Source organism: Pseudarthrobacter oxydans (assembly GCF_030812335.1).
Taxonomy (GTDB): Bacteria; Actinomycetota; Actinomycetes; order Actinomycetales; family Micrococcaceae; genus Arthrobacter; species Arthrobacter oxydans_B.
On record NZ_JAUSSN010000002.1, the window covers coordinates 335,951 to 357,399 of the forward strand.

The window sequence follows — 21,449 nt, forward strand, 5'->3', positions numbered from 1 at the left end:
CAGCCGTGCCGCAACACACCGGGCATGTCCCTCCGGGCTGGCCCGGGAGGATCCGGGCGGGCCCGGGCTGCTACTCGCCGAGGACTTCGAGTGCTCCCAGCCATTCGAGTTCGAGGGCCTCGCGTTCGACGGCGAGATCCTTGAGCTTCTTGTTGAGCTCGGCGAGTTTGCCCGCGGCGGAGCCGTCGGCGGCCGCCGCGGTCATCTGGGCGTGGATCTTGTCCTCCTGCTGCTTGAGCTTGCCCAGCTGGCGGTCGATCCGGTTCTTGGCCTTGCGGGCGTCCCGTTTTTCGGCTTCCGAGGCTCCGGCCACGGCGGGGGCGGACGGGCCGCTGGCGGCAGTGACCGGGTTGCCGCCGCCGGTGATGGTGGAGCCGGCCAGCGCCGCTTCGCGCAGTTCCAGGTACTGGTCCACACCGCGCGGCAGGGCACGGATCTTGCCGTCGCCCAGGAGCGCCATCTGGTGGTCCGTGACGCGTTCCAGCAGGTAGCGGTCGTGGCTGACGACGACGAGCGTGCCCGGCCAGCCGTCCAGCACGTCCTCGACGGCGGCCAGGGTATCGGTGTCGAGGTCGTTGGTGGGCTCATCGAGCATCAGCACGTTGGGCTCCCCCACCAGCAGGCGCAGGAGCTGCAGGCGCCGGCGTTCCCCACCGGAGAGGTCCTTGACCGGGGTCCACTGCTTCTCGTTGGTGAATCCCAGCTGCTCCACGAGCTGGCCCGCGGTGAATTCCTTGCCGCCGACGTTGAAGGAGCGCTTTTCGCGCTCGATCACTTCGATCACGCGCAGGTCCGAGACGTCATCGAGTTCCTTGACCTCCTGGGTGAGGACCGCGGTGACAACCGTCTTGCCGCGTTTGACCTTCCCGGAGCTGGGCTGGATCTCGCCGTTGAGGAGCTTCAGCAGGGTGGTCTTGCCGGCGCCGTTGACGCCGACCAGGCCCAGCCGTTCACCGGGGGCGAGCCGCAGGGTGATGTTGTCGAAGAGTTTCTGCCCGGGCTCGCCGCCGAGGAAGTCGAGGGAGACATGCTCCAGGTCCAGCACGTCCTTGCCGAGCCGGGCGGTGGCCATCTTGCTCAGGGCCGTCGAGTCGCGCGGCTCGGGGACATCCGCGATCAGGGCGTTGGCCGCCTCGATCCGGAATTTGGGCTTGGCGGTGCGGGCCGGGGCGCCGCGCCGGAGCCAGGCGAGCTCCTTCTTCACGAGCATCTGGCGCTTGCTTTCCACCACGGAAGCGGAGCGGTCACGTTCGGCGCGGGCCAGCACATAGGCGGCGTAACCGCCGTCGAACGGGTCCATGATGCCGTCGTGGATTTCCCAGGTCTTGGTACAGACCTCGTCGAGGAACCAGCGGTCGTGGGTCACGACGAGGAAGGCGCCCTGGTTGGCCCGCCACCGGGTCTTCAGGTGCCGGGACAGCCACGCGACGCCTTCGACGTCGAGGTGGTTGGTGGGCTCGTCGAGCATGATGACGTCGTGGTCCTCGATCAGCAGCTTGGCCAGCGCCACGCGCCGCTTCTGCCCGCCGGAGAGGGCGTGGACGTTGGCGTGCCAGTCGACGTCGGACACGAGTCCGCCCATCACTTCGCGGATCTGGGGATTCCGGGCCCATTCGTAGTCGGCCTGGTCACCGACGATCGCGGCGCCGACGGTAAGGTCGCCGTCGAGCACGTCGCTCTGGTCCAGGTAGCCGATGTTGACCTCGCTGCGCTTGGTCACCCGGCCGGAGTCGGGGGTGGCGCGCATTGCCAGCAGGCGCATCAGCGTCGATTTGCCGTCGCCGTTGCGGCCGACCATGCCGATCCGGTCGCCTTCTTCGAGCCCAACGGTGACGCCGTTAAGAACGGTACGGGTTGCATACGAGACCATGAGGTTCTCGCCGCCGAGCAGGTGTGCCACTGGGAACTGCTTTCCTAGAGAAAAAATTATGCCGAGCAAATGTGCCCAGGCTTGATCGGCCCAAGCCCACTGACGTCGTGCTGATCACGACAATCCTATTAAAGGAGCGTATCGGAGATGATGCGCGCCCCGTGAACCGGGCCGTGCACCGCCATGGCATCCAGGCCATGGTGCCGGAGGTCCTCCGCCAGTCCCTCGGCGGCCGCCGGGCTGTGTGCCAGCAGCGCGACCGTGGGTCCGGAACCGGACACGATCCCGGCGATCGCCCCCAGGGACTCACCGAGCCCGAGGGTGTCCCGCAGGCTTGGCGCCAGCTCAATCGAGGCGCGCTGGAGGTCGTTGACCAGCACCCGGCTCAAGGCATCGGCATCGCCCGCCCGCAGGGCCTGCAGGACCATCGGGTCCACCGCCGCGGGCTCCTCGATCTCCGCTTCTTCGGCGGCGCGGAGCCGGTCCAGGGCCCGGTAGACATCCGGGGTGGGCAGGCCGAAGTCCGCGGCCACCAGGACCCAGTCGGTCTGGGCCTTGACGAGGGCCGGCGAGAGTTCGTCGCCGAGACCGAGCCCGACGGCGGTGCCGCCCAGCAGGGAGAAGGGCACGTCGGCGCCAAGTTCCGCGGCCAGGTGCGCGAGCTCCTCGCGTGACAGCCCGCTGTTCCAGAGCGCGTCACAGGCCAGCAGGGTCGCTGCCGCGTCCGCGGAGCCGCCGCCCATGCCTCCGGCCACGGGCACCCGTTTCGTGATTTCGAGGTGGACGCCGGTGGAGTGTTCCGAGACATCAGCCATGATCGCGGCGGCTTTGTAGGCCAGGTTGCGCTCATCCAGGGGAATGTCGACGCCGTCGAGGTCGAGGGTGCTCGCCGGGCTGATGCTGACGGTTATCTGCCCGGTGTCCGTGCTGGTGGCGGCGACTTCTTCATAGAGGGACACCGCGAGGTAGACGCTGGCGACCGAATGGTAGCCGTCGGCGCGCAGGGGCCCGACATCGAGTGAGACGTTAACCTTGCCGGGGGCCTTGACCCGGACAGTCCTCGCGGCAAAGCGCCCTCTCACTGCGTTCATGGCTCCACGCTATGGCATGGCGGGGTCAGGCTCCAAGCACGGCGCCGGACCGGCATGACCGTTTCGGGGCTGCCGCCGGTGTCAGGGAGCCGGCCGCGCGTGGGCTTCGGCGATCCGGGAGAACGCCGCGATGTCGATGACCTCGCCGCGGGCGGTGGGATCGATGCCGGCGGCCCGCAGGCACCGTTCGGCCTCCGCAGCGCTCCCGGCCCATCCGGCCAGGGCGGCGCGAAGGGTCTTGCGGCGCTGTGCGAAGGCGGCATCGATGACCGCGAAAACCTGTTCGCGGGTGGCCGTGGTGACGGGCGGTTCCCGGCGGGTGAACGCCACGAGGCCGGAGTGGATCTTGGGCGCGGGCCAGAACACGTTCATGCCGATGACCCCGGCCTTTCGCATGCTGCTGTACCAGGCGGCCTTGACCGAGGGGACTCCGTAGGTCTTGGACCCCGGCCCGGCCGCGAGCCGGTCCGCCACCTCGTCCTGGACCATGACCAGACCGTGGCGGAGGCTCGGGAAGCGCTGCAGCAGGTGCAGGACCACCGGCACGGCGACGTTGTACGGAAGATTCGCCACGAGCGCGGTCGGCTCCACGGGGAGTTCGGTGACCCGCATGGCGTCGGCGAGGACCAGGTGGAAGTTCCCGACGGCGTCCGGGCGCCATTCCGTGACGGTGGCCGGAAGTTTGGCGGCGAGAACCGGATCGATCTCCACGGCGACAACCGAGCGGGCGGCGTCGAGCAGGCCCAGGGTCAGGGAGCCCAGCCCGGGCCCGACTTCCAGGACCGTCTCGTCCGGGTGGATGTCCGCGGCGGCGACAATCCGGCGGATGGTGTTGCCGTCGATGACGAAGTTCTGGCCGAGGGTCTTCGTGGGGCGGACCCCGATCTCCTCGGCCAGCCTGCGGATGTCGGAGGCCCCCATCAGGGGCGGGGGCGCGCTGGCCGGCGTACTGCTGGGGGCACTGCCTGGCGCGGAGGGGGTCGGTTCAGTCACCTAGGTATCCTATCCCGCGGGCGGGTCCGGGCATGGCGAAGGCCGGGTCCGAAAACCGGACCCGGCCTTCGCCGGGCATCCGCTGCCGTGGTCAGCCGCTGCGGAAACCCTGCGATTTGATACCTCGTCACATCACCCTCAGCCGGGGCCGGGGTGGCTCCCCTAGCTGGTAGCTCCCCTAGCTTGAGGCTGCCCAGCCGCAGCCCCAGGGCTGCAGGCCGCGCTGCGCGTAGACGCGGTTGGCGATGTCGATCTGCTGGGCCTTGGTGGCCAGGCTGGCGTTCGGGGCGTACGTGCCGCCGCCGGCTCCGAGCCAGGTCCGGATGTCGAACTGCAGTCCGCCGTAGTAGCCGTTGCCGTTGTTGATGGACCAGTTGCCGGTGGACTCGCACTGCGCGATTTTGTCCCACATGGCTTCGTTCATCATGGCAGGGGCTCCGACGCCGGTGTTGGCGCCGGCCTGGGCTGCCGGCTTCGGCTTCGGTTTGGTGCCGAGGGTGATCTTCTCGGTGACCGGCTGCGCGCTGACGGTCTGGGACACCAGGGTGCGGGAGGCTTCACGGCCGTCGACGAGGACGAGCTTGAAGCTCTTGTTGATGGTGCCGGCCACTCCTGCCTGGGTGACCTTCTTTTCCCCCGCGGTCAGGCCGGCGTCCTCCGTGGTGAGGGTTTCGAACGGCACGGCTTCGGCCGCTTCTGCCGTCTGGCTGACGTCCACGCGGGACACCTTGATGACCATGTCGTTGACGACCGGCGCGTTCCCCGGCTGCGAGACGCGGTCGCTGGCGCCCAGCGCGATGCCGGCGTCCGCGAGCAGCTGGCCGACGTTGGCGGCTGTCGTGGTGGTCTTGTCGGCCTTGCCGTCAGCAACGATGCTCACGGACTTCGGCGTCGAGATGGACACGAAGGAACCGGAGACGGCAAGCTGCGCGTCCTTCGGAACGGACAGCTCGGAGGCGCTGGCGACGCCGAGCTCGGTCACTAGCCCCTCCACCGTGGGCGAGGTGGTGCTGATGGTCCGCTCCGCGCCGTCCAGGCTGACCTTGACGGCCTTGGCGAGATTGACGTTGATGATGGAACCGTCCCGGACGTGGGAATCAGCAGCCGGCGTGATCCGGTCGGAGGACTGGAGTTCAAGGTTGGCGGCCTTCACGACCTGGCCGACAGTGCCGCCGAAGGTCTGGACTGAACTCACTTTGCCGTCGACGTTAAGGGTGACTGTCTTGTTGTTGCCGACGAAGGCGACGAGCCCCAGCACGAGGGCCACGAGCACCACGAGCTGCGTGCCGACCTTGACGAAGCTGAACTTGCCATCCGATGTAAAGAACTTGACCACGATTGCCCATATCTTTTGGACCATCCGGGCACGGGGAAAAGTGCACAGCTCCACCCGCCGCGGACAGCCCGAAGGCCGCACCGCGGGGGTGCGTTTTGTCAGCGGAAGCTGTGTGCACTGCCATAGTCACAAACGAGAGCGCGCATATGGTTCGTTCGCCACGATGCGCGCCCTGCAGGAGTGAAATTTTCCGAAGGCCTTCCCCGACCCCGGCTAATAGTTGTCCACTGTAACCGGAGCGTTATAAAGCAGCCAACAAATTGTGCATACCGGGTATCTATCCCGTTGGGGGTATTTCCGGGTCTTTAGTCCCAGGATCCGTATGCCTGCACGGTATTTCCGGCGATCCGGGAGCACATTTCCGAGAGCTCCCATCCAGTCAATTCGGCCATGGCCCGGACGGTGTAGGGGACCATATAGCTCGCGTTGGGGCGGCCCCGGTGCGGATGCGGGGTGAGGAACGGGGCGTCGGTTTCAACCAGGATCCGCTCCGGCTCCGCGATGGCGAGGGCGGCGCGCAGATTGGCGGCGTTCTTGAAGGTCAGCGTCCCGGCGAAGGACATGTACCAGCCCTCGCTGTTGCAGATCCGGGCCAGCTCCTCCCCGCCGGAGAAGCAATGGAACACCACCCGGTCGGGGGCGCCCTCCTCCCGCAGCACCTGGACGACGTCGTCGTGGGCGTCACGGTCATGGATCTGCAGTGTCAACCCAAGGCGTTTGGCGATATCGATGTGGCGCCGGAAGGAATAGCGCTGGTGGGCCAGACCCTCGCCCTCGGTGCGGTAGAAATCCAGGCCGGTCTCGCCGATGGCCCGGATCCGCGGGTGCGCTGCGAGGGCCTCGATCTCGGCCAGCGCCTCCTCCAGTTCGCCGCGGGCGGCGTAGGCAGGCGCGTCATTGGGGTGGAGGGCGACGGCGCCCAGCAGCCGCGGATCCAGCTCGACCGCCTGCACGGTGAACCGGGACGATTCCAGGTCGCACCCCACCTGCACGGCCCCCTGGACCCCCACGGCTTCGGCGGCATCCAGGGCTTCGGCGACACTGACAGTGACGTCCGCAGTGGGGAAATCCAGGTGGGTGTGGTTGTCCATGACCGGCACCGGAAGAGGTTCCGGCGCCGGCGGATATCCCTGCCTGCCGGCGCCGTCACTGCCGGGCGCGCGGAACGGGAGGGGCGTCAGGGGGGTGATCATCTTCCAACCTTATCGGCGCCGCCGCGGCCGCAGGAACCGGCCCGGCCCGCGAGTTAACATGACCGCGCTATCTCCGGTCCGCATGACCGCGCTATCTCCGGTCCGCAAGAGCGGCGGCTCCGGTCTGAAAGAGCCCCGGAGATTTCCCCGGAACTCTCTGTCAGGCCCGGCAGTTGTGTTAGTACTCTGTTGTAAAGACTGGCTTTAGGACAAGGAAATCACCAACGGCCAGAAACAGACGGCCAGCAACAGACGGCTAGGAATAAACGGTCAGGAACACAGGCACACACCCGACGAGTGGCCCGGCAGGCTCCCTGCCGAACCGTCCCGGGCAACCACCAGGGCTGAAAGGCTACCGATGGACTACCACCGCATCTCCCTAGACGAGGCCCTTCCCGAGGGGCAGGGCCGCAGGGAAGATTCCGCCGTGGCCGGGCTCCCGCTGACCCGCCGGCCGGCCCAGCCGCCCGCGGCCATGGACGCAGAGGCCTTCCGGTCCGCCAGCGAGCGGATCCTGACCGCCATCAACACGGTGATCGACGGCAAAGCCGAGGCGGCCAAGCTGGCCCTGACCGTGCTCCTGGCCCAGGGCCACCTGCTCCTCGAGGACGTCCCCGGGGTCGGCAAGACCCTGCTGGCGAAGACCCTGGCCCGCACCATCGACTGTTCGGTGAGCCGCATTCAGTTCACGCCCGATTTGCTCCCCTCCGATGTCACCGGAGTGTCCATTTACAACCAGGCGTCGAGGTCCTTCGAGTTCCGGCCCGGGGCGGTGTTCGCCAACATCGTGATCGGAGACGAAATCAACCGCGCGTCGGCCAAGACCCAGTCGGCCCTGCTGGAATGCATGGAGGAGCACCAGGTCACGGTGGACGGCACGTCCTACCGGCTCGACGAGCCGTTTATGGTGGTGGCGACGCAGAACCCGATCGAAATGGAGGGGACCTATCCCCTGCCGGAGGCGCAGCGGGACCGTTTTATGGCGCGGATCTCCATGGGCTACCCGGACAAGGAGGCCGAGATGGAAATGCTGGAAACCCATCAGGCCACGTCCCCGCTGGCAAAGGTCACTCCCGTCGTCACCGCCGGGGAGGTCGCGTCCATGATCGCCACGGTGCGGCAGGTGTACGTCTCCCAGTCGATCAAGGAATACACCGTGTCGCTGGGCCGCGCCACGCGGGAAAGCGGGATGCTCCGGCTCGGCGCGAGCCCCCGGTCCATGCTCCAGCTGCTGCGCGCGGCCAAGGCCACGGCGGCCCTGGACGGCCGGGACTTTGTGCTGCCGGACGACGTCGTCAGTGTGGCCGAGTCCGTCCTGGCCCACCGGATCATCCTGGACCGCAAAGCCGCGAGCGCGGGCGAGACCGCCCAGAGTGTGGTCCGTGCCGTGCTGGCGAAGATCCCCGTCAGCCCGGACCTGGCGGCCGCCCCGGCTGCCGCGCTGCCGAATCGCCGCTAGGGGTGGCCCGGTCGTGGCGCTGACTGATCGGTTCCCGAGGCACATCTTCACGACCCGCGGCTGGGGCCTGCTGGCCTCGGGGGCGGCGTTCCTGCTGGCAGCCCAGGTGATGGGGCGCCGGGACCTGCTGTCGTTGGCCCTGCTGCTGCTGGTCCTGCCGCTGCTCTCGCTGGCCGGGACCCGTGTGCTCAAGCCGAACTTCAGCGTCTACCGGGAGTTCAGCCCTGCCAGCGTCGAAACGGGGGCGACGACGACGGTCCGGCTGGCGGTCGCCCGCACCGGCACCGGCTCTGGCCACGCGCTGATGGAGGAGCGTCTGCCCTCCCGGTTCGGGGAATCCCCCGTTTTCCGGTTCCCGTCGCGCTCGGCCGTGGGCGGAACCAGCCGCTACGAATACCATCTGCGTTCCGGGAAACGCGGCCAGTTCCTGATCGGGCCGGTCACGGCCGAGTTCAGCGACCCCTTCGGGCTGTCCCTGCACCGCCACGCCATCGACGGCGGCGACGTCCTCACCGTGACGCCCGCCGCCGTCGAACTTCCCGCCACCGGTCTGGCCGGCGCCAGGGGGCACGACGGCGTCACCGCCACGCGCATCCGGGCCAACCCCAGCGACGACGACGTCATGACGCGGGAATACCGTCACGGTGACCCGATGCGCCGCGTGCACTGGGCCGCGACGGCACGGCACGGAGAACTGATGGTCCGCCAGGAGGAGTCCGTCACCACTCCGGAGGCGACCATCATCCTGGACCAGCGGCTCCCGGCCTTCACCCGCGGCGCCTTTTCCGCCGGCTCGGCGTCGCCCGCCCGCCGCCCCTTCGGCACCGGAACCGACCACCGCGGCGCCCCCGTTGCGGACGGCCACGAACTCCTGACCAGCGACACCTTCGAATGGGCGGTGACGGCCGCGATGTCAATCGGTGCGCACCTCGCCGAGCGCAACTACGCGCTGCGCTTCCTCGACGCCGCCGGCGAGCCCGCGTTCCGGCATTCGCAGTCCGCCCCCGAGCCGGAGGCCGACGAGTACATCGGGGCGTCCGGGCTGCAGTCCGTCGCCGAGAGCCTGGCCGCGATCCACCTCACCGGGCACCACCACAGCCGCAGGGACACCAGGGAGGCGGCCACCGCCGGGACACCCGGCCGGCGGCACCCCTCAGGCGCGGAGGCCGGCCCGCAGCCGTTCGACGACCGGCTGATGGACAAGCTGGCCGCCCACCGGTTGCGGGGCCCCGTGCTGGCCATCCTGGGAAATCTCACGCGGGCCGAGGCCCGGGCGCTGTCCCCGGCCGCCGGGTTTGCGGCAAACGCGTTTGCCCTGGTGGTCACGGAGCGGACCGGGGACGTCGATGAGGTGCTCACAGCCCTCCGGCTCGGCGGCTGGCGGGCCGTCGCCGCCTCCCCGTCGACGCCGCTGCCCGCAGCGTGGGCGGCCTTCGACGACGGCGTGGCCGCGCCGCTGGCGGCGGCCGACGATGTGCGGCGCGGATCGGGGGTCCGGCGATGACACTGGCACCGCAGCGAAGCGCCGGCACACACGCCGGACGGTCCGGCGCTGCCGGGGATTCCGGCCCGGGCCCCCGCGGTCCGGAATCCCCGGGGACGCCGAAGGCCCGGACAAAGACCGGCGCACAGCCGTGGCTGATGGCCCTCGCGGTGGCAGTCGCCGTCGCCGGTGCGGCCCTGAGCCTCAACGGCGTGCTGCGGGGATGGGCGTGGTACTCCCCCGTCCTCTCGACGGTCCTCACCGTGGCCTTCACCATGGCAGGACTTCGCGCGCTCCGGTGGCACAGCATCTTCGTCACGGCCGGTGCGCTGGCAGCACTCGCGCTGATCCTGACGTTCACTTTTTTCCGCCCGAACAGCATCCTGGGCTTCATTCCCTCCGGCGCCACCATGACGCAGTTGGGCCGTTACCTGCGCCGGGCCAGTGAGACGGTCCTCGCGGAAAGCGCCCCGGTGGCCCCCAACGCCGGCATCGTGCTGCTGGTCTGCGCCGCCCTGGGGCTGATGGTGATCCTGGTCGATGCCCTCGCCTATCCGCTGGCCCTGCCGGCGACGAGCGGGCTCGGGATCCTCGCCATCCTCATCGTCCCCGCCATGATCAAGCCGCAGAGCGTCGGCGTGCTGGGCTTCGCGGCGGCCACCGCGGGCTACCTCCTGATCCTCGGCTGCAGCCACTGGTTCGCGCCCGACCCGCGGACCGGGGCGGACACCGCACGCAATCCGGGCCAGTTCCGGCGCGGGGCCCTGACCGGGGCCGTGGCGCTGACCGTCACCCTGCTGCTCCAACTCGTGGTCCCGGGCTTCGAGCAGGGAACGTTCCCGCAGGGCTCGCGGCTGAATCCGTTCGGTCCGGCCTCGGGGCTCAACCCGATGATCAGCCTCGGCAACAGCCTGCGGAGCCCCACCGGTGACGGCCGGATCACCTTTGCCACCAACGCGGCCAGCACCCCGTACCTGCGCTCCGTCACCGTGGACAGTTTCAACGGGGACAACTGGGCCCCGGATGACCGCGACAGCACCCGCCGGCTGGGCACCGGGAGGATGGATTCGGGCTTCGAGTCCGCCGCCACCGAAGTCCGTGTGGTCACCGCAATCAACACCGGCCAGTTCACCAGCCCCTACCTGCCGGCACCCTACGCACCGGAGGCCGTCAACGGCCTCACCGGCCGCTGGAGCTGGGACCCTGCCACGCTGAGCATCAAGGGAGTCGACGCCAATTCCCGCAACCAGCAGTACGTGGTGCTCTCGGCCGCCCCCCAGCTCACCCCGGACCTGCTGGCCCAGGCCACGGGGCCGGTGCAGGATGTCCCCGACCAGTTCATCCGGACACCGGACAACGTCCCGGAGATCGTGCGCAGCACCGCCCAGACCGTGACCGAAGGAAGCACCACCCCCTACGCACGGGCCATGGCCATCCAGGCGTACCTGCGCTCCGTCGACTTCACCTACTCACTGCAGTCCCCCGTGCAGGGAGGCTACGACGGCAACGGCCTGTCCGTCCTGGCCGACTTCCTGAACCAGAAGAGCGGCTACTGCATCCATTTCGCCTCGGCCATGGCAGTGATGGCGCGGCTGGAAGGAATCCCCAGCCGCATTGCCGTCGGCTACGCCCCGGGCCGGGCCACCGGCGCGACCGTCTCGATCGGGGGCCAGGGCGCCCTGCCGGAATTTGAGGTCGATGCCCGTGACGCCCACGCCTGGCCGGAACTGTATTTCCAGGGCCTGGGCTGGGTGCCCTTCGAGCCAACCCCCTCCCGCGGTGTAGTCCCCTCCTACGCCACCGAGGGCCAGGCTCCCAGCGGCGCCAGCACTAATGAAAACAACGACGGGCTCATTCCGAGCAACGCCGCCGTCCCCACGCCGACGCCCACTGTGGCGCCGCTGCCGCTCCCGGGCGCTGCCGCCGAGCCGGCTGGGGCCAGCGTGTTGCGGCCCGTGCTGTACGGTGCCGGCGCGGTGCTGATCCTCGGGCTGCTGCTGGCGTCACCGCACCTGGCCCGCGGTGCGCTGCGCCGCCGCCGGCTGAGCGGTTCCGGCGCCGGCAGCGCGGCAGCCCCGCAGGCCTGGGCGGAACTGCGCGACCTCGCCACGGATTACGGCGTCGCGCCGCGGACCAGTGAGACACCGCGCCACTTCTCCGAACGGCTGCGCCAGGCGGGCGCCCTCGGGGAGCCGCAGGGGCTCGACGCGGACGGCCACCGGGCCGTCAGGTCCCTGACCGCGGACTTCGAGCGCCGGCAGTACGGACGGCCTCCGTCCGTGCCCGGGGTCGACGGCGTCCCGTCCGGCGCCCGGCCCGGCTCCGGCACGTCCGCCGGGAGTGCCGGGAGTGCCGCGGGTGCCGGCAGCTCCGAAGCATCGGCCGGGCCCCTGATCGCGGCGGTCCGCAGTTCGCTGCGCGCCCATGCCGGGCCGCTCGTGCGGTTCCGCGCGGAGTGGCTGCCGCCGTCGATCCTGGCTGTCTGGCGGCGGGCGGCCGCGGTGCCGTTCCGCGCCGCACGCCGCACAGCACAGCGCACCCGGCGCGGCCTCGCCGGTGCCCGGTCAGAGGTCCGCGGGGCGTTGCGGCGGGTGCGCCGGGCGCGGCGGCTGCGCCGGAGCTGAGTCGGCTCCGGCGCGGCCTGGGGGTGGTCCTAGCCGGCGTACGGGTCGGCGATGCCGATGTACTGGGTGTAGAGGTATTCCTCGATGCCTTCGAGGCCGCCTTCACGGCCCAGGCCGGACTGCTTGACCCCACCGAAGGGGGCCGCGGCGTTGGAGACCACGCCGGCGTTCAGGCCCAGCATGCCGGTCTCCAGGCGTTCGCCCATCCGGATGCCACGGTTCAGGTCCCGGGTGAAGACATAGGCGACCAGCCCGTACTCGGTGTTGTTCGCCAGCCGGATGGCCTCGTCCTCGGTGTCGAAGGTGATGATCGGCGCGACGGGCCCGAAGATTTCCTCGGACAGGATCCGGGTGCCCTCGGTGACGCCCTTGAGGATGGTGGGCTGGTAGAAGTAGCCCGGGCCCTCGACGGCGGAACCGCCGATCACCGCGACCGCACCGGCGGACACGGCATCGGAGACCAGCTCATGGACCTTGTCCCGGCTCTTCGCATCGATCAGCGGCCCGACCTTGGACTCCGCCTCGGTGCCGCGGGCCGTGGTCATGTCCTTCATCTTCGCGGCGAACTTCTCCGCGAACTCGTCCGCGACGGACTCGTGCACGATGAACCGGTTCGCCGCCGTGCAGGCCTCGCCCATGTTCCGCAGCTTCGCCAGCATCGCCCCGGCGACGGCGGCGTCCACGTCGGCGTCCTCAAAGACCACAAACGGGGCGTTCCCGCCGAGCTCCATCGAGGTCCGCAGCACGTTCTCGGACGCGTCCGAGAGCAGCCGGCGGCCGACCTCGGTAGACCCGGTGAAGGAAAGCTTGCGCAGCCTCGAGTCCTTGATCAGCGGCCCCGTCGTGGCACCGGCGGTGGAGGTCGGGATGACGTTCAGCACCCCGGCCGGCAGCCCGGCCTCCATCATCACGGCGGCGAACAGCTGGGAGGTCAGCGGCGTCAGGTTCGCGGACTTCAGCACCATGGTGCAGCCCGCGGCGACGGCGGGGGCGACCTTGCGGGTCGCCATGGCCAGCGGGAAGTTCCACGGCGTGATCAGCAGGCACGGGCCCACCGGCTTCTTCGTCACCAGCAGCCGGGACTTCCCGTCCGGGGAGACCGAGTAGCGCCCGAAGGCCCGCACGGCCTCCTCGGAGAACCAGCGCAGGAACTCCGCACCGTAGGTGACCTCACCGCGGGCCTCGGCCAGCGGCTTGCCCATCTCCAGGGTCATCAGCAGCGCGAAGTCCTCCGCGCGGGCCGTGACCAGCTCGAAGGCCCGGCGCAGGACCTCCCCGCGCTCACGGGCCGGGACCTTCGCCCAGGACTCCTGCGCGGCAGCCGCCGCGTCCAGCGCGGCCGCCCCGTCCTCGGGCCCGGCGTCGGCGATACTCAGCAGGACCTTGCCGGTCGAGGGGTCCTCCACGTCAAAGGTCTTCCCGGACGCGGCCGGGCGCCACTGCCCACCGATCAGCAGACCGGTGGGTACAGAGGCCAGCAGGGCGCTCTCGCGCTCCGCGGTAACAATGGGCTGGGCAGTTACAGTCACGGTTGACTCCCTCGTCAGCGATTCGGGGTGGATTGGATCGGGTTCAGCGCGGTTCCACAGACATTGGGCCCGCGCTGGATTTACTGCCACGGTACTGCCGCGCTCTCCGCACTGTCTACGCATGTCCGCACTACGTCAAGCGGGGTTCGCTGTGCACCTGCACAGCGACAGGCCGGCCCGGGGACCGCCCGGCCTAACGGGCCGCGAGCACCGCGGAATACAGTTCCCGCTTGCTGACCCTGGCATCCTCCGCCACGGCCGCGACGGCCTCCTTGAGCCGGATTCCCTGCGCAATGAGCGCGTTGACGGCGGCCACGTGGTCCTCCGGTGTCCCGGGCGCCCGCTCCGGGGCGCCGCCCACGACGACGGCGATCTCGCCGCGCACCTCGTTGGTCTCGGCCCACTCCAGCAGTTCGCGCAGGGTGCCCCGGATGACTTCCTCATACGTCTTCGTCAATTCCCGGCAGACGGCGGCGCTGCGGTCCGCGCCGAACCGCTCACGCAGCGCGCGGAGCATCGGTTCCAGCCGGTGGGGGGCCTCGAAGAAGATCATGGTGCGCCGCTCGGCGTCGAGGTCCGCGAGGCGGGAGGCGCGTTCCCCGGCCTTGCGGGGCAGGAACCCCTCGAAGCAGAAACGGTCGGTGGGCAGGCCGGAGAGCGCGAGTGCGGTCAGCACCGCGGACGGTCCGGGGGCGGCGGTGACGGTCAGTCCGGCGGCGACGGCCCCTTCGACCAGGCGGAAGCCGGGGTCCGAGACGGACGGCATGCCAGCGTCGGTCACCATCACGAGGGTCTTCCCGGACCGGACCTGGTCCAGGAGTTCGCCGGTCTTGGCGGCCTCATTGTGCTCGTGGTAGCTGATGATCCGGCCGGCGACCGTGATGCCCAGGTTCTGGACCAGCCGGTGCAGCCGCCGGGTGTCCTCGGCGGCGACGATGTCCGCCGTCGTCAGCAGTTCGACGAGCCGGTAGGTGGCGTCTCCGGCGTTGCCGATCGGGGTTGCCGCCAGCACGATCCGGCCGGGACCGCCGCTTTGGGGCACCGGTTCCGTCTCCGGCTGCGTGCCGGGGGAAGCGCCGGGTCCGGGACGGGCGTCATCCTCGGGGCCGTCCCCCAGGCCCGTCTCGTCGCCGGGAAGATTCGGGGAGGTACTGAGTTTAGGGTCCACATGACCAGCCTACTGCTGGGTGCGCGGACCGACGGACCGGGCCGGGCCCTGCCGGGACCTGGCCGGACCCTGGCCGGACCCTCCGGGGACGGGCCCGGCGTGCAAAGCCGGGGACCACAGCCGCAAAAGGTAGCATGGGCATCGTGACGCAGACCCCCACGCGGCCCGCCGAAGCCGGTTCCACCGGATCGGCGCCCCCAGTCCCCCGCCGCGGACGCAACCTGGAGGGGCACCGGTGGGTCAGCCGCCCGGCGGAGGCGTTCACCCCTGACGCCCTCACGGACCGCCTCATCGGCAGCATCCGGAGCTGGCGGGACTACCCGCCCTCGCTCCGGCTGTGGTTCTGGCTTATTCCGACCATCACCGCGGCCCTGGGCGGCGTCCTGCGCTTCGTCCGGCTGGATACGCCCCGGACCCTGGTCTTTGACGAGACCTACTACGTCAAGGACGGCTATTCCTTCCTGGTCAGCGGCTACGAACGGGCGTGGCCGGACAAAGCCAATGACGCGTTCATCGCGGGCAACCCCGGGGTGCTGCTGGACAGCCCCGAGTACGTCGTCCACCCGCCGGTCGGGAAGTGGATGATTGCCGGCGGGATGTGGCTCTTCGGCCCGGACAATGCCTTCGGCTGGCGGTTCGGGGCGGCCCTGACCGGCACGCTGTCCATTTTCCTGCTGGCCCTCATAGCCCAGAAACTCTTCCGTTCACTGACCCTCGGGGCCGTGGCCGGTGTGCTCCTGGCGGTGGACGGACACCATCTGGTGATGTCCCGGACCTCCCTGCTGGATATCTTCCTGATGTTCTGGATCCTCGCCGCATTCGGGGCGCTGCTGATGGACCGCGACGACGGCCGCCGCCGGCTCGCCCGGCGGCTCGGCCGGCAGGCCGCCGCCTCCCCGGACGGGCGTCCCAGCCTGCTCCAGCTGGCGTCCGGGCCCTGGCTGGGAATCCGCTGGTGGCGTCTCGCGGCCGGGGTGTGCCTGGGACTGGCGGTCGGCACAAAGTGGTCCGCCCTGTTCTTCCTGGCCTGCTTCGGGCTGCTGACGGTCTTCTGGGACCTGAGCGCGCGCCGGATCGCCGGAATCCACGGCTGGATCAGCGGCGGGATCCTCAAGGACGGGATTCCCGCGTTCCTCAGCATCGTCCCGGTGGCCGCCCTCGTCTACGCCGCCTCCTGGACCGGCTGGTTCCGGTCCACGGACGCGTACTTCCGGAACTGGGCAGGGACGGTCCCCTCGGCGGAGTGGGGCTGGCTGCCGGACGCCGTCCGGTCCCTGGCGCACTACCATCTGGAGGCCTACAAGTTCCACCAGGGGCTGAGCGCGGAGCACCCGTACGAGGCCAGCGCCTGGAGCTGGCTGGTGCTCGGCCGGCCCACGTCCTTCTTCTACGAGTCCCCCAAGCAGGGCAGCCCGGGGTGCGACACCGCCGGCTGCACCACGGCGATCCTCTCCGTGGGCAATCCGCTGATCTGGTGGGGCGCCGCCGTGTGCCTGGGCGTGCTGCTTTTCTGGTGGGCCGGGCGGCGCGACTGGCGTGCCGGGGCCATCCTCGCAGCCGTGGCGGCCGGGTACCTCCCCTGGTTCCTGTACCCGGAACGCACCATGTTCTTCTTCTACGCGGTCTCGTTCGAACCCTTCCTGGTGCTGGCCCTCGTGTACTGCCTGGGCCTCGTCCTCGGCCAGCGCACGGATCCGCCATGGCGGCGGCGCTCCGGGCTCTACCTCGTGACGCTCTTTGTGGTCACCGCCGTCGTCGTCTCGGCTTTCTTCTATCCGGTCTGGACCGCCGAGACCATCACCTACCAGGATTGGCGGTTCCGGATGTGGATGCCGTCCTGGATCTAGGGCAGGATTGCAGGGGACGTCCACCGGCACCAGGCGGACCCGGAACGGAGAAACGGCTGTGAGAGAAGCAAGCACCGGACTGCTCGTCGAGCTCGATCCGGGCAGCAACGTGACGGACCTTCTGCTGGAGCAGCACGCCAAGGATCCCGTGCATGCGCTGTACTCCCGCAAAGGACCGGCCGGCTGGGCCGACGTCTCCGCCCAGCAGTTCCTGGACCAGGTCCGGGCGCTGGCCAAGGGCCTGATCGCCGGCGGCATCACACCCGGGGAAACCGTCGCGGTTATGTCCGGCACCCGCTACGAGTGGACCGTCGTGGACTTTGCCATCTGGTTCGCCGGCGGCGTCCCCGTGCCCGTCTATGAGACGTCCTCCGCCAGCCAGATTGAATGGATCCTGCATGACTCCGGGGCCCGGCGCATCTTCGCGGAGGACGAGGCCAAGGCGGGGCTGGTCCGCCAGGTCCTGGACAGCTCCGGCCTGCTCGGCGGCACCGTGCTCCCGGTGGTGCGGATGGACTACGACGGCGCCGCCCCCAACCTCGCCAGCCTGGCCGCGGCGGGCACCGGGGTCGGCGACGCCGAACTGGAACGGCACCGGTCCACGGCCGGGCTCGCGGACGTTGCCTCCCTCGTCTACACCTCCGGCACCACCGGCCGGCCCAAGGGCTGCGAAATCACGCACGGGAACTTCGCCCTGGTCGCCCGGAACATCGTGCTGTTCCTGCCTGAGATCCTCCGGCAGCCCCGGACCCGGACGCTGATGTTCCTCCCGCTGGCCCACGTCCTCGCCCGTGCCGTCCAGGTGATCTGCCTCAGCGCCGGAACCACAGTGGGCCACACCGCCAGCGCCAAGGAGCTGCTGGAGGACCTGGCCAGCTTCAAACCCACCTTCCTGCTGGTGGTGCCCCGGATCTTCGAGAAGGTCTACGCCGGCGCCGCCCACAAGGCTGCCCTCGCCGGGAAAGAACGTCTGTTCGAGTCGGCCGCCACCGTCGCCATCGACTACTCCAGGGCCCTCGACGCAGCAGCCCGGGGCGCCGGTCCCGGCCCCGGATGGGTCACCCGCGCCAAGCACGCCCTTTTCGACCGGGTGCTGTACCCCAAACTGAGGCAGGCCTTCGGCGGCCAGCTGGGCTACACAGTCTCGGGGGCCAGCCCGCTGAGCTCCCACGATGCGCACTTTTTCCGCGGCGCGGGCATCCCCGTCCTCGAAGGCTACGGCCTCACCGAAACCACGGCCCCGTGCACGGCCAACACTCCGACGCGGACCAGGGTGGGGACGGTCGGCATCCCGGTGCCCGGCACCACCATCCGCGTCGCCGAGGACGGCGAGGTCCTGGTCAAGGGCATTGGCGTCTTCAAGGGGTACCACAACAACGCGGCGGCCAACGCGGAGGCGTTCGTGGACGGGTTCTTCCGCACCGGCGACCTCGGGTCCCTCGACGCGGAGGGCTTCCTGACGATCACCGGCCGGAAGAAGGACCTGCTGGTGACCGCCGGCGGGAAGAACGTCGCCCCCGGACCGCTGGAGGAGAAGATCCGCGAACACGAACTGGTCCTGCAGGCCGTGGTGGTCGGGGACGGCAAGCCGTTCGTGTCAGCCCTGATCAGCCTGGACCCGGAGGGCCTGGAAAACTGGTGCGCCGTCCACAAGGTTCCCGCCATGAGCCCGGCCGAGGCCCGCGGTAACGACCAGGTCCGCATAGCCCTGCAGCGCGCGGTGGACGAAGCAAACGCCCTCGTGTCCAAGGCCGAGTCCATCCGCAGCTTCGTGGTGCTGGACGCCGACTTCACGGTGGAATCCGGGCACCTGACGCCGTCGCTCAAGCTCAAGCGTGCCGCCGTCGTGCGTGACTTCGAGGCGCAGATCAACCGGATCTACGGCTGACGCCGCCACTTCAAAGAAGACACGCAGAAGCGGCCGGCACCGTGGTGCCGGCCGCTTCTGCGTGTCTGTCGTAGGGTTCAGCGACCTTAGACGGCGCTGGAGTGTCCCCGCGCGGGGGTGTCGTTTGTCCCGGTATCCCCGGTGCCGGAGCGTCCGGCGGCTGGATCCGCTGCGGCAGTCGCGGCCGTGGCCTCGCCGGCTTTGCCGGACCTGCCCCGACGGAACAGCGACCGCTTCGCGGGGGCATCCTCAGTGGGGCCAGTCTCGTCAGAGGCAGCTTCGGTGAAAACAGCTTCGGTGGAAGCAGCCCGGCTGGCGTCGGCTTCGGCGGGGTCAGTTTCGGCGGCCGTGTCCCCGGCCGTGTCCCGGACCGCTGCGCCGCGCTTCGGCAGTCCGCGGCGCTTGCGCGTCGGCCAGGTGAGGATCAGCGTGACGAGCGAGGCGAGCAGCACCAGGCCGGCGATCACAATCCCGCCGTCGACCCAGAACTGGGCCGGGAAGAGCCGGATCAGGGTGTCCTGCAGGGAGAAGGTCCAGGTGCCGCTCGCGAAGAAGACGCTGTGGAACTGGGCAAAGAACTGCTCCCAGCCCAGCACCGCCAGCACCCCGAGGCTGATGATGATAACGAGGGTGATAATCGACCCGGCGAACAGGCCCCGCCGCACTCCCCCGGGGCTGCGGCGCCGCAGGTAGATCACGGCGATCAGGCTCAGCAGGATGAGCAGGACTCCGGCGCCAAAGGCGGACAGGATAACGAGCTTGACGTCGGCCATATGGCTGACCTCGCCGTCCTCGAACAGCCGGTCGCCGCTGCGGTGGACCAGTTCGCCCAGGTACCGCGGTCCCGCCCAGTTGCTGAGGTAGTCCACAGCGTAGGAGCCGTAGGTCATGCGGTCGTCGGTGCTGAACCCGTAGCCGTCGCCCGGGAAGCCGGGACGGTTGTACTCCACCCAGAGGAACAGCGGGCTGGCGACGGCCCGGACGGCCAGCACCAGCAGGATCACCGGGAAGCACACGGCGAGCAGGACCTGCATCACGCGCGGGGCCACCGGTTTGGCGTTGAGGGCGTGTTCACGTTCTGCGTAGCGGCGCTGCACTTCCTCCTCCGGGGGCCGGACCTGCAGGGCGGCGGTGGGAAGCGGCTCGGTAAAGTGGGTGCCGTTGTCCGCGGGCGCCGGTTCGACGGCGGCTTCGGCCGCCTTCCGGTCGGCGCGCGACAGGGGCTCGGGGGTGCTGCCGGATGCCGGTGCGGTTGTGCTGCCCAGGCCTTGATTGCCGGACGCTGTGCTGCCGGAGGCAGCGGACCGCCGCTCGGCGGACTTCGGCTTCATCCAGTCGAATGCGGGCTCGTCAGCGTCACCGGCAGGATCCAGCTGCGGATCCTGCCGGTTCGGAGGGGTGGGACTTGAGTCAGTCACTGCAGCTTCGCTTCCGTAGGTGTCCGCGCCGCCGGCCGGGGCCCGGCAACGCTACATATCTGCCTCCGAGCCTACCGCCAGAGCCTCGGCGTGGGCGAGATGCCACCCCGCAGGGACGGGGATTCAGGACGGCAGTCTTCGGTGCCGCCGGCCACCGGTTGCGGTCAGCGCTTGGCGTACTGCGCCCAGGGGATGTTCCAGTCGCCGAAACCTTCGAGGGGTTCCACGGCGGGGGCCCCGGTGTTGAGGGTCTGGACGACGTCGCCGGTCTTCATGTTGTTGAAGAACCAGGCCGCGTCCGCCGGGAGCAGCCCGACGCAGCCGTGCGAGACGTTGGACCTGCCCACCGCACGCCATGCCGATTCGAGGGCCTGGTGCACGTACACGCCGGAGCTGGTCAGACGGTTGGCGTACTCCACGGTCAGGGGCGGGTAGTAGCCCTTGTCGCCGGGCTTGAGCCCGATGCTGCCGGCGTTGAAGTCGGAGTGGCGTTCCTGCTCCATGATGACGGCGTAGCCGGTTGGGGAGAGCCAGTCAGCGTCGCCCAGCGTGACCGGAGCGGTCTTGACGAGTTGGCCGTCGAAGTAGACGTTCATGGTCTTGGTGTTGTCATCAACGACGGCCAGGCGCTGCGGTCCGACCTTGAAGGAGACCTTGGTGTCGGAATTGCCGATCATCTTGTTGCCGAAGTCGACGCCGAAGAGTTTCAGGTCAACGGTGATCTCGCTGTTGGAGGCCCAGAACGCTTCGGGGCGGATCCGGACCCGGCGGTCCGAATACCAGCGCCACGCCACGGCCTGGCCGGAGGACGCCGTGACGGTGACGGCCTTCTCCATGGCCTCCTTGTTCAGGACGGGCTCGCTGAAGACGATTTCGATGGGCTGTCCGGCCCCGACCGTGGTGCCGTTGACCGGATAGACGGCGGCGTCCGCCTCGTTGGCTGTGGCCACGGTGGCGAAGGTCTGGGCCTTCTTTGTCTCACGTCCGGCCTGGTCGACGATGGTGAAGCCGTACTTGTACTTCGTGTCGAATTCCAGCGGATCCGCGGCGGTCCAGGTGGAGCCGTCCGGGCTGGTGGTGCCGGGCACGGGGTCGCCGCCGGCGGCCGGGACCAGCACGACGTCCTTCACGACGCCGTTGACTGCCTTGACTGAGGGGGCGGCGGCGGGGTTGACGCCCTTGGCGCCGTCGGTCGGGTTCACTCCGAGCTCAACGAGCTTCACGACGGGGGCGGCGAGGCCGGATACGTTCCGCATCGGCGCCGAGGCCTCGGAGGGCATGTCGGCATGGGCCCAGCCCGGTGACGTGGCGACGCCTATGCCGCCCGCCCCGACGGCTGCGCAGATGGCGAGGACGGCCAGCATTTTCCCGGTGTTGCGGGGACGGCGTCCCGGCTGCCGGCGTCGACGCCCGCTCTCTTCAGTCATGGCCACTTCCTGTGTTCCCCCACTGCGTTTGCCTTCGAGCCCACCTCCGGGCGCACGATCTCCTTATGCCAGCATAAGCGAAGCGGCCCGCCGCGCCGGCCACGGGAGCGCCACGATCAGGTC

14 protein-coding genes are annotated in these 21,449 nt (G+C 69.7%); 5 read left to right on the forward strand and 9 right to left on the reverse strand.

From position 1 onward, the window contains the following. Positions 1-70: 70 nt before the first annotated feature. The 5 genes from J2W14_RS04630 to J2W14_RS04650 form a co-directional block, all read right to left on the reverse strand. The gene (locus J2W14_RS04630; protein ID WP_307459038.1) at positions 71-1,900 is read right to left on the reverse strand and encodes an ABC-F family ATP-binding cassette domain-containing protein; all 1,830 of its coding nucleotides are present in this window, start codon (positions 1,898-1,900) and stop codon (positions 71-73) included. Positions 1,901-1,998: 98 nt separating this feature from the next. Further along, a complete protein-coding gene (locus J2W14_RS04635) occupies positions 1,999-2,961 on the reverse strand; it encodes a 4-(cytidine 5'-diphospho)-2-C-methyl-D-erythritol kinase (RefSeq protein ID WP_307459040.1) in 963 nt (320 codons plus the stop codon). Positions 2,962-3,042: 81 nt separating this feature from the next. Next, positions 3,043-3,954 (reverse strand): 16S rRNA (adenine(1518)-N(6)/adenine(1519)-N(6))-dimethyltransferase RsmA, encoded by a 912-nt coding sequence (gene rsmA, locus J2W14_RS04640; protein ID WP_307459042.1) that lies wholly within the window; start codon positions 3,952-3,954, stop codon positions 3,043-3,045. 178 nt (positions 3,955-4,132) lie between these two features. Beyond that, positions 4,133-5,290 carry a resuscitation-promoting factor gene (locus J2W14_RS04645; RefSeq protein ID WP_307459044.1) on the reverse strand — a complete coding sequence of 386 codons (1,158 nt, stop codon included), beginning with the start codon at positions 5,288-5,290 and terminating at the stop codon, positions 4,133-4,135. 305 nt (positions 5,291-5,595) lie between these two features. Beyond that, entirely contained in the window at positions 5,596-6,483 is an 888-nt protein-coding gene (locus J2W14_RS04650; protein ID WP_307459046.1) for a TatD family hydrolase, read from the reverse strand. A gap of 358 nt (positions 6,484-6,841) precedes the next feature. Between J2W14_RS04650 and J2W14_RS04655 the strand changes: the two genes are divergently transcribed. Genes J2W14_RS04655 through J2W14_RS04665 form a run of 3 tightly spaced genes read left to right on the forward strand, consistent with a single transcriptional unit; the run spans position 6,842 to position 12,049 of the window. Next, the gene (locus J2W14_RS04655) at positions 6,842-7,942 is read left to right on the forward strand and encodes an AAA family ATPase (protein WP_307459049.1); all 1,101 of its coding nucleotides are present in this window, start codon (positions 6,842-6,844) and stop codon (positions 7,940-7,942) included. A 13-nt stretch (positions 7,943-7,955) separates the two neighbouring features. Further along, positions 7,956-9,446 (forward strand): DUF58 domain-containing protein, encoded by a 1,491-nt coding sequence (locus J2W14_RS04660; RefSeq protein ID WP_307459052.1) that lies wholly within the window; start codon positions 7,956-7,958, stop codon positions 9,444-9,446. Next, on the forward strand, positions 9,443-12,049 hold the full coding sequence (locus tag J2W14_RS04665; RefSeq protein ID WP_307459054.1) for a transglutaminase TgpA family protein: 2,607 nt from the start codon (positions 9,443-9,445) through the stop codon (positions 12,047-12,049). Before J2W14_RS04660 ends, J2W14_RS04665 begins: the two co-directional genes overlap by 4 nt. 29 nt (positions 12,050-12,078) lie before the next feature. Here J2W14_RS04665 and J2W14_RS04670 read toward each other — a convergent pair whose 3' ends face one another. Then, positions 12,079-13,578 (reverse strand): NAD-dependent succinate-semialdehyde dehydrogenase, encoded by a 1,500-nt coding sequence (locus J2W14_RS04670; RefSeq protein ID WP_307459056.1) that lies wholly within the window; start codon positions 13,576-13,578, stop codon positions 12,079-12,081. A gap of 193 nt (positions 13,579-13,771) precedes the next feature. Beyond that, complete coding sequence (gene rsmI / locus J2W14_RS04675; protein ID WP_307459409.1) at positions 13,772-14,620, reverse strand: 16S rRNA (cytidine(1402)-2'-O)-methyltransferase; 849 nt, start codon at positions 14,618-14,620, stop codon at positions 13,772-13,774. A gap of 260 nt (positions 14,621-14,880) precedes the next feature. On the opposite strand from rsmI, the gene J2W14_RS04680 reads away from it, so the two are divergent. Both J2W14_RS04680 and J2W14_RS04685 read left to right on the forward strand, forming a co-directional pair. Continuing rightward, positions 14,881-16,593, forward strand: coding sequence for a dolichyl-phosphate-mannose--protein mannosyltransferase (locus J2W14_RS04680; protein WP_307459059.1), 1,713 nt, complete (start codon positions 14,881-14,883; stop codon positions 16,591-16,593). A 58-nt stretch (positions 16,594-16,651) separates the two neighbouring features. Next, positions 16,652-18,481 (forward strand): AMP-dependent synthetase/ligase, encoded by a 1,830-nt coding sequence (locus tag J2W14_RS04685; protein WP_307459061.1) that lies wholly within the window; start codon positions 16,652-16,654, stop codon positions 18,479-18,481. A gap of 86 nt (positions 18,482-18,567) precedes the next feature. Here the strand turns inward: J2W14_RS04685 and J2W14_RS04690 are convergent, their stop codons facing one another. Continuing rightward, positions 18,568-19,899 carry a TIGR01906 family membrane protein gene (locus J2W14_RS04690; RefSeq protein WP_370871190.1) on the reverse strand — a complete coding sequence of 444 codons (1,332 nt, stop codon included), beginning with the start codon at positions 19,897-19,899 and terminating at the stop codon, positions 18,568-18,570. 164 nt (positions 19,900-20,063) lie between these two features. Continuing rightward, positions 20,064-21,326, reverse strand: a complete 1,263-nt coding sequence (locus J2W14_RS04695; RefSeq protein ID WP_307459063.1) for a L,D-transpeptidase — start codon at positions 21,324-21,326, stop codon at positions 20,064-20,066. Positions 21,327-21,449 lie beyond the last annotated feature (123 nt).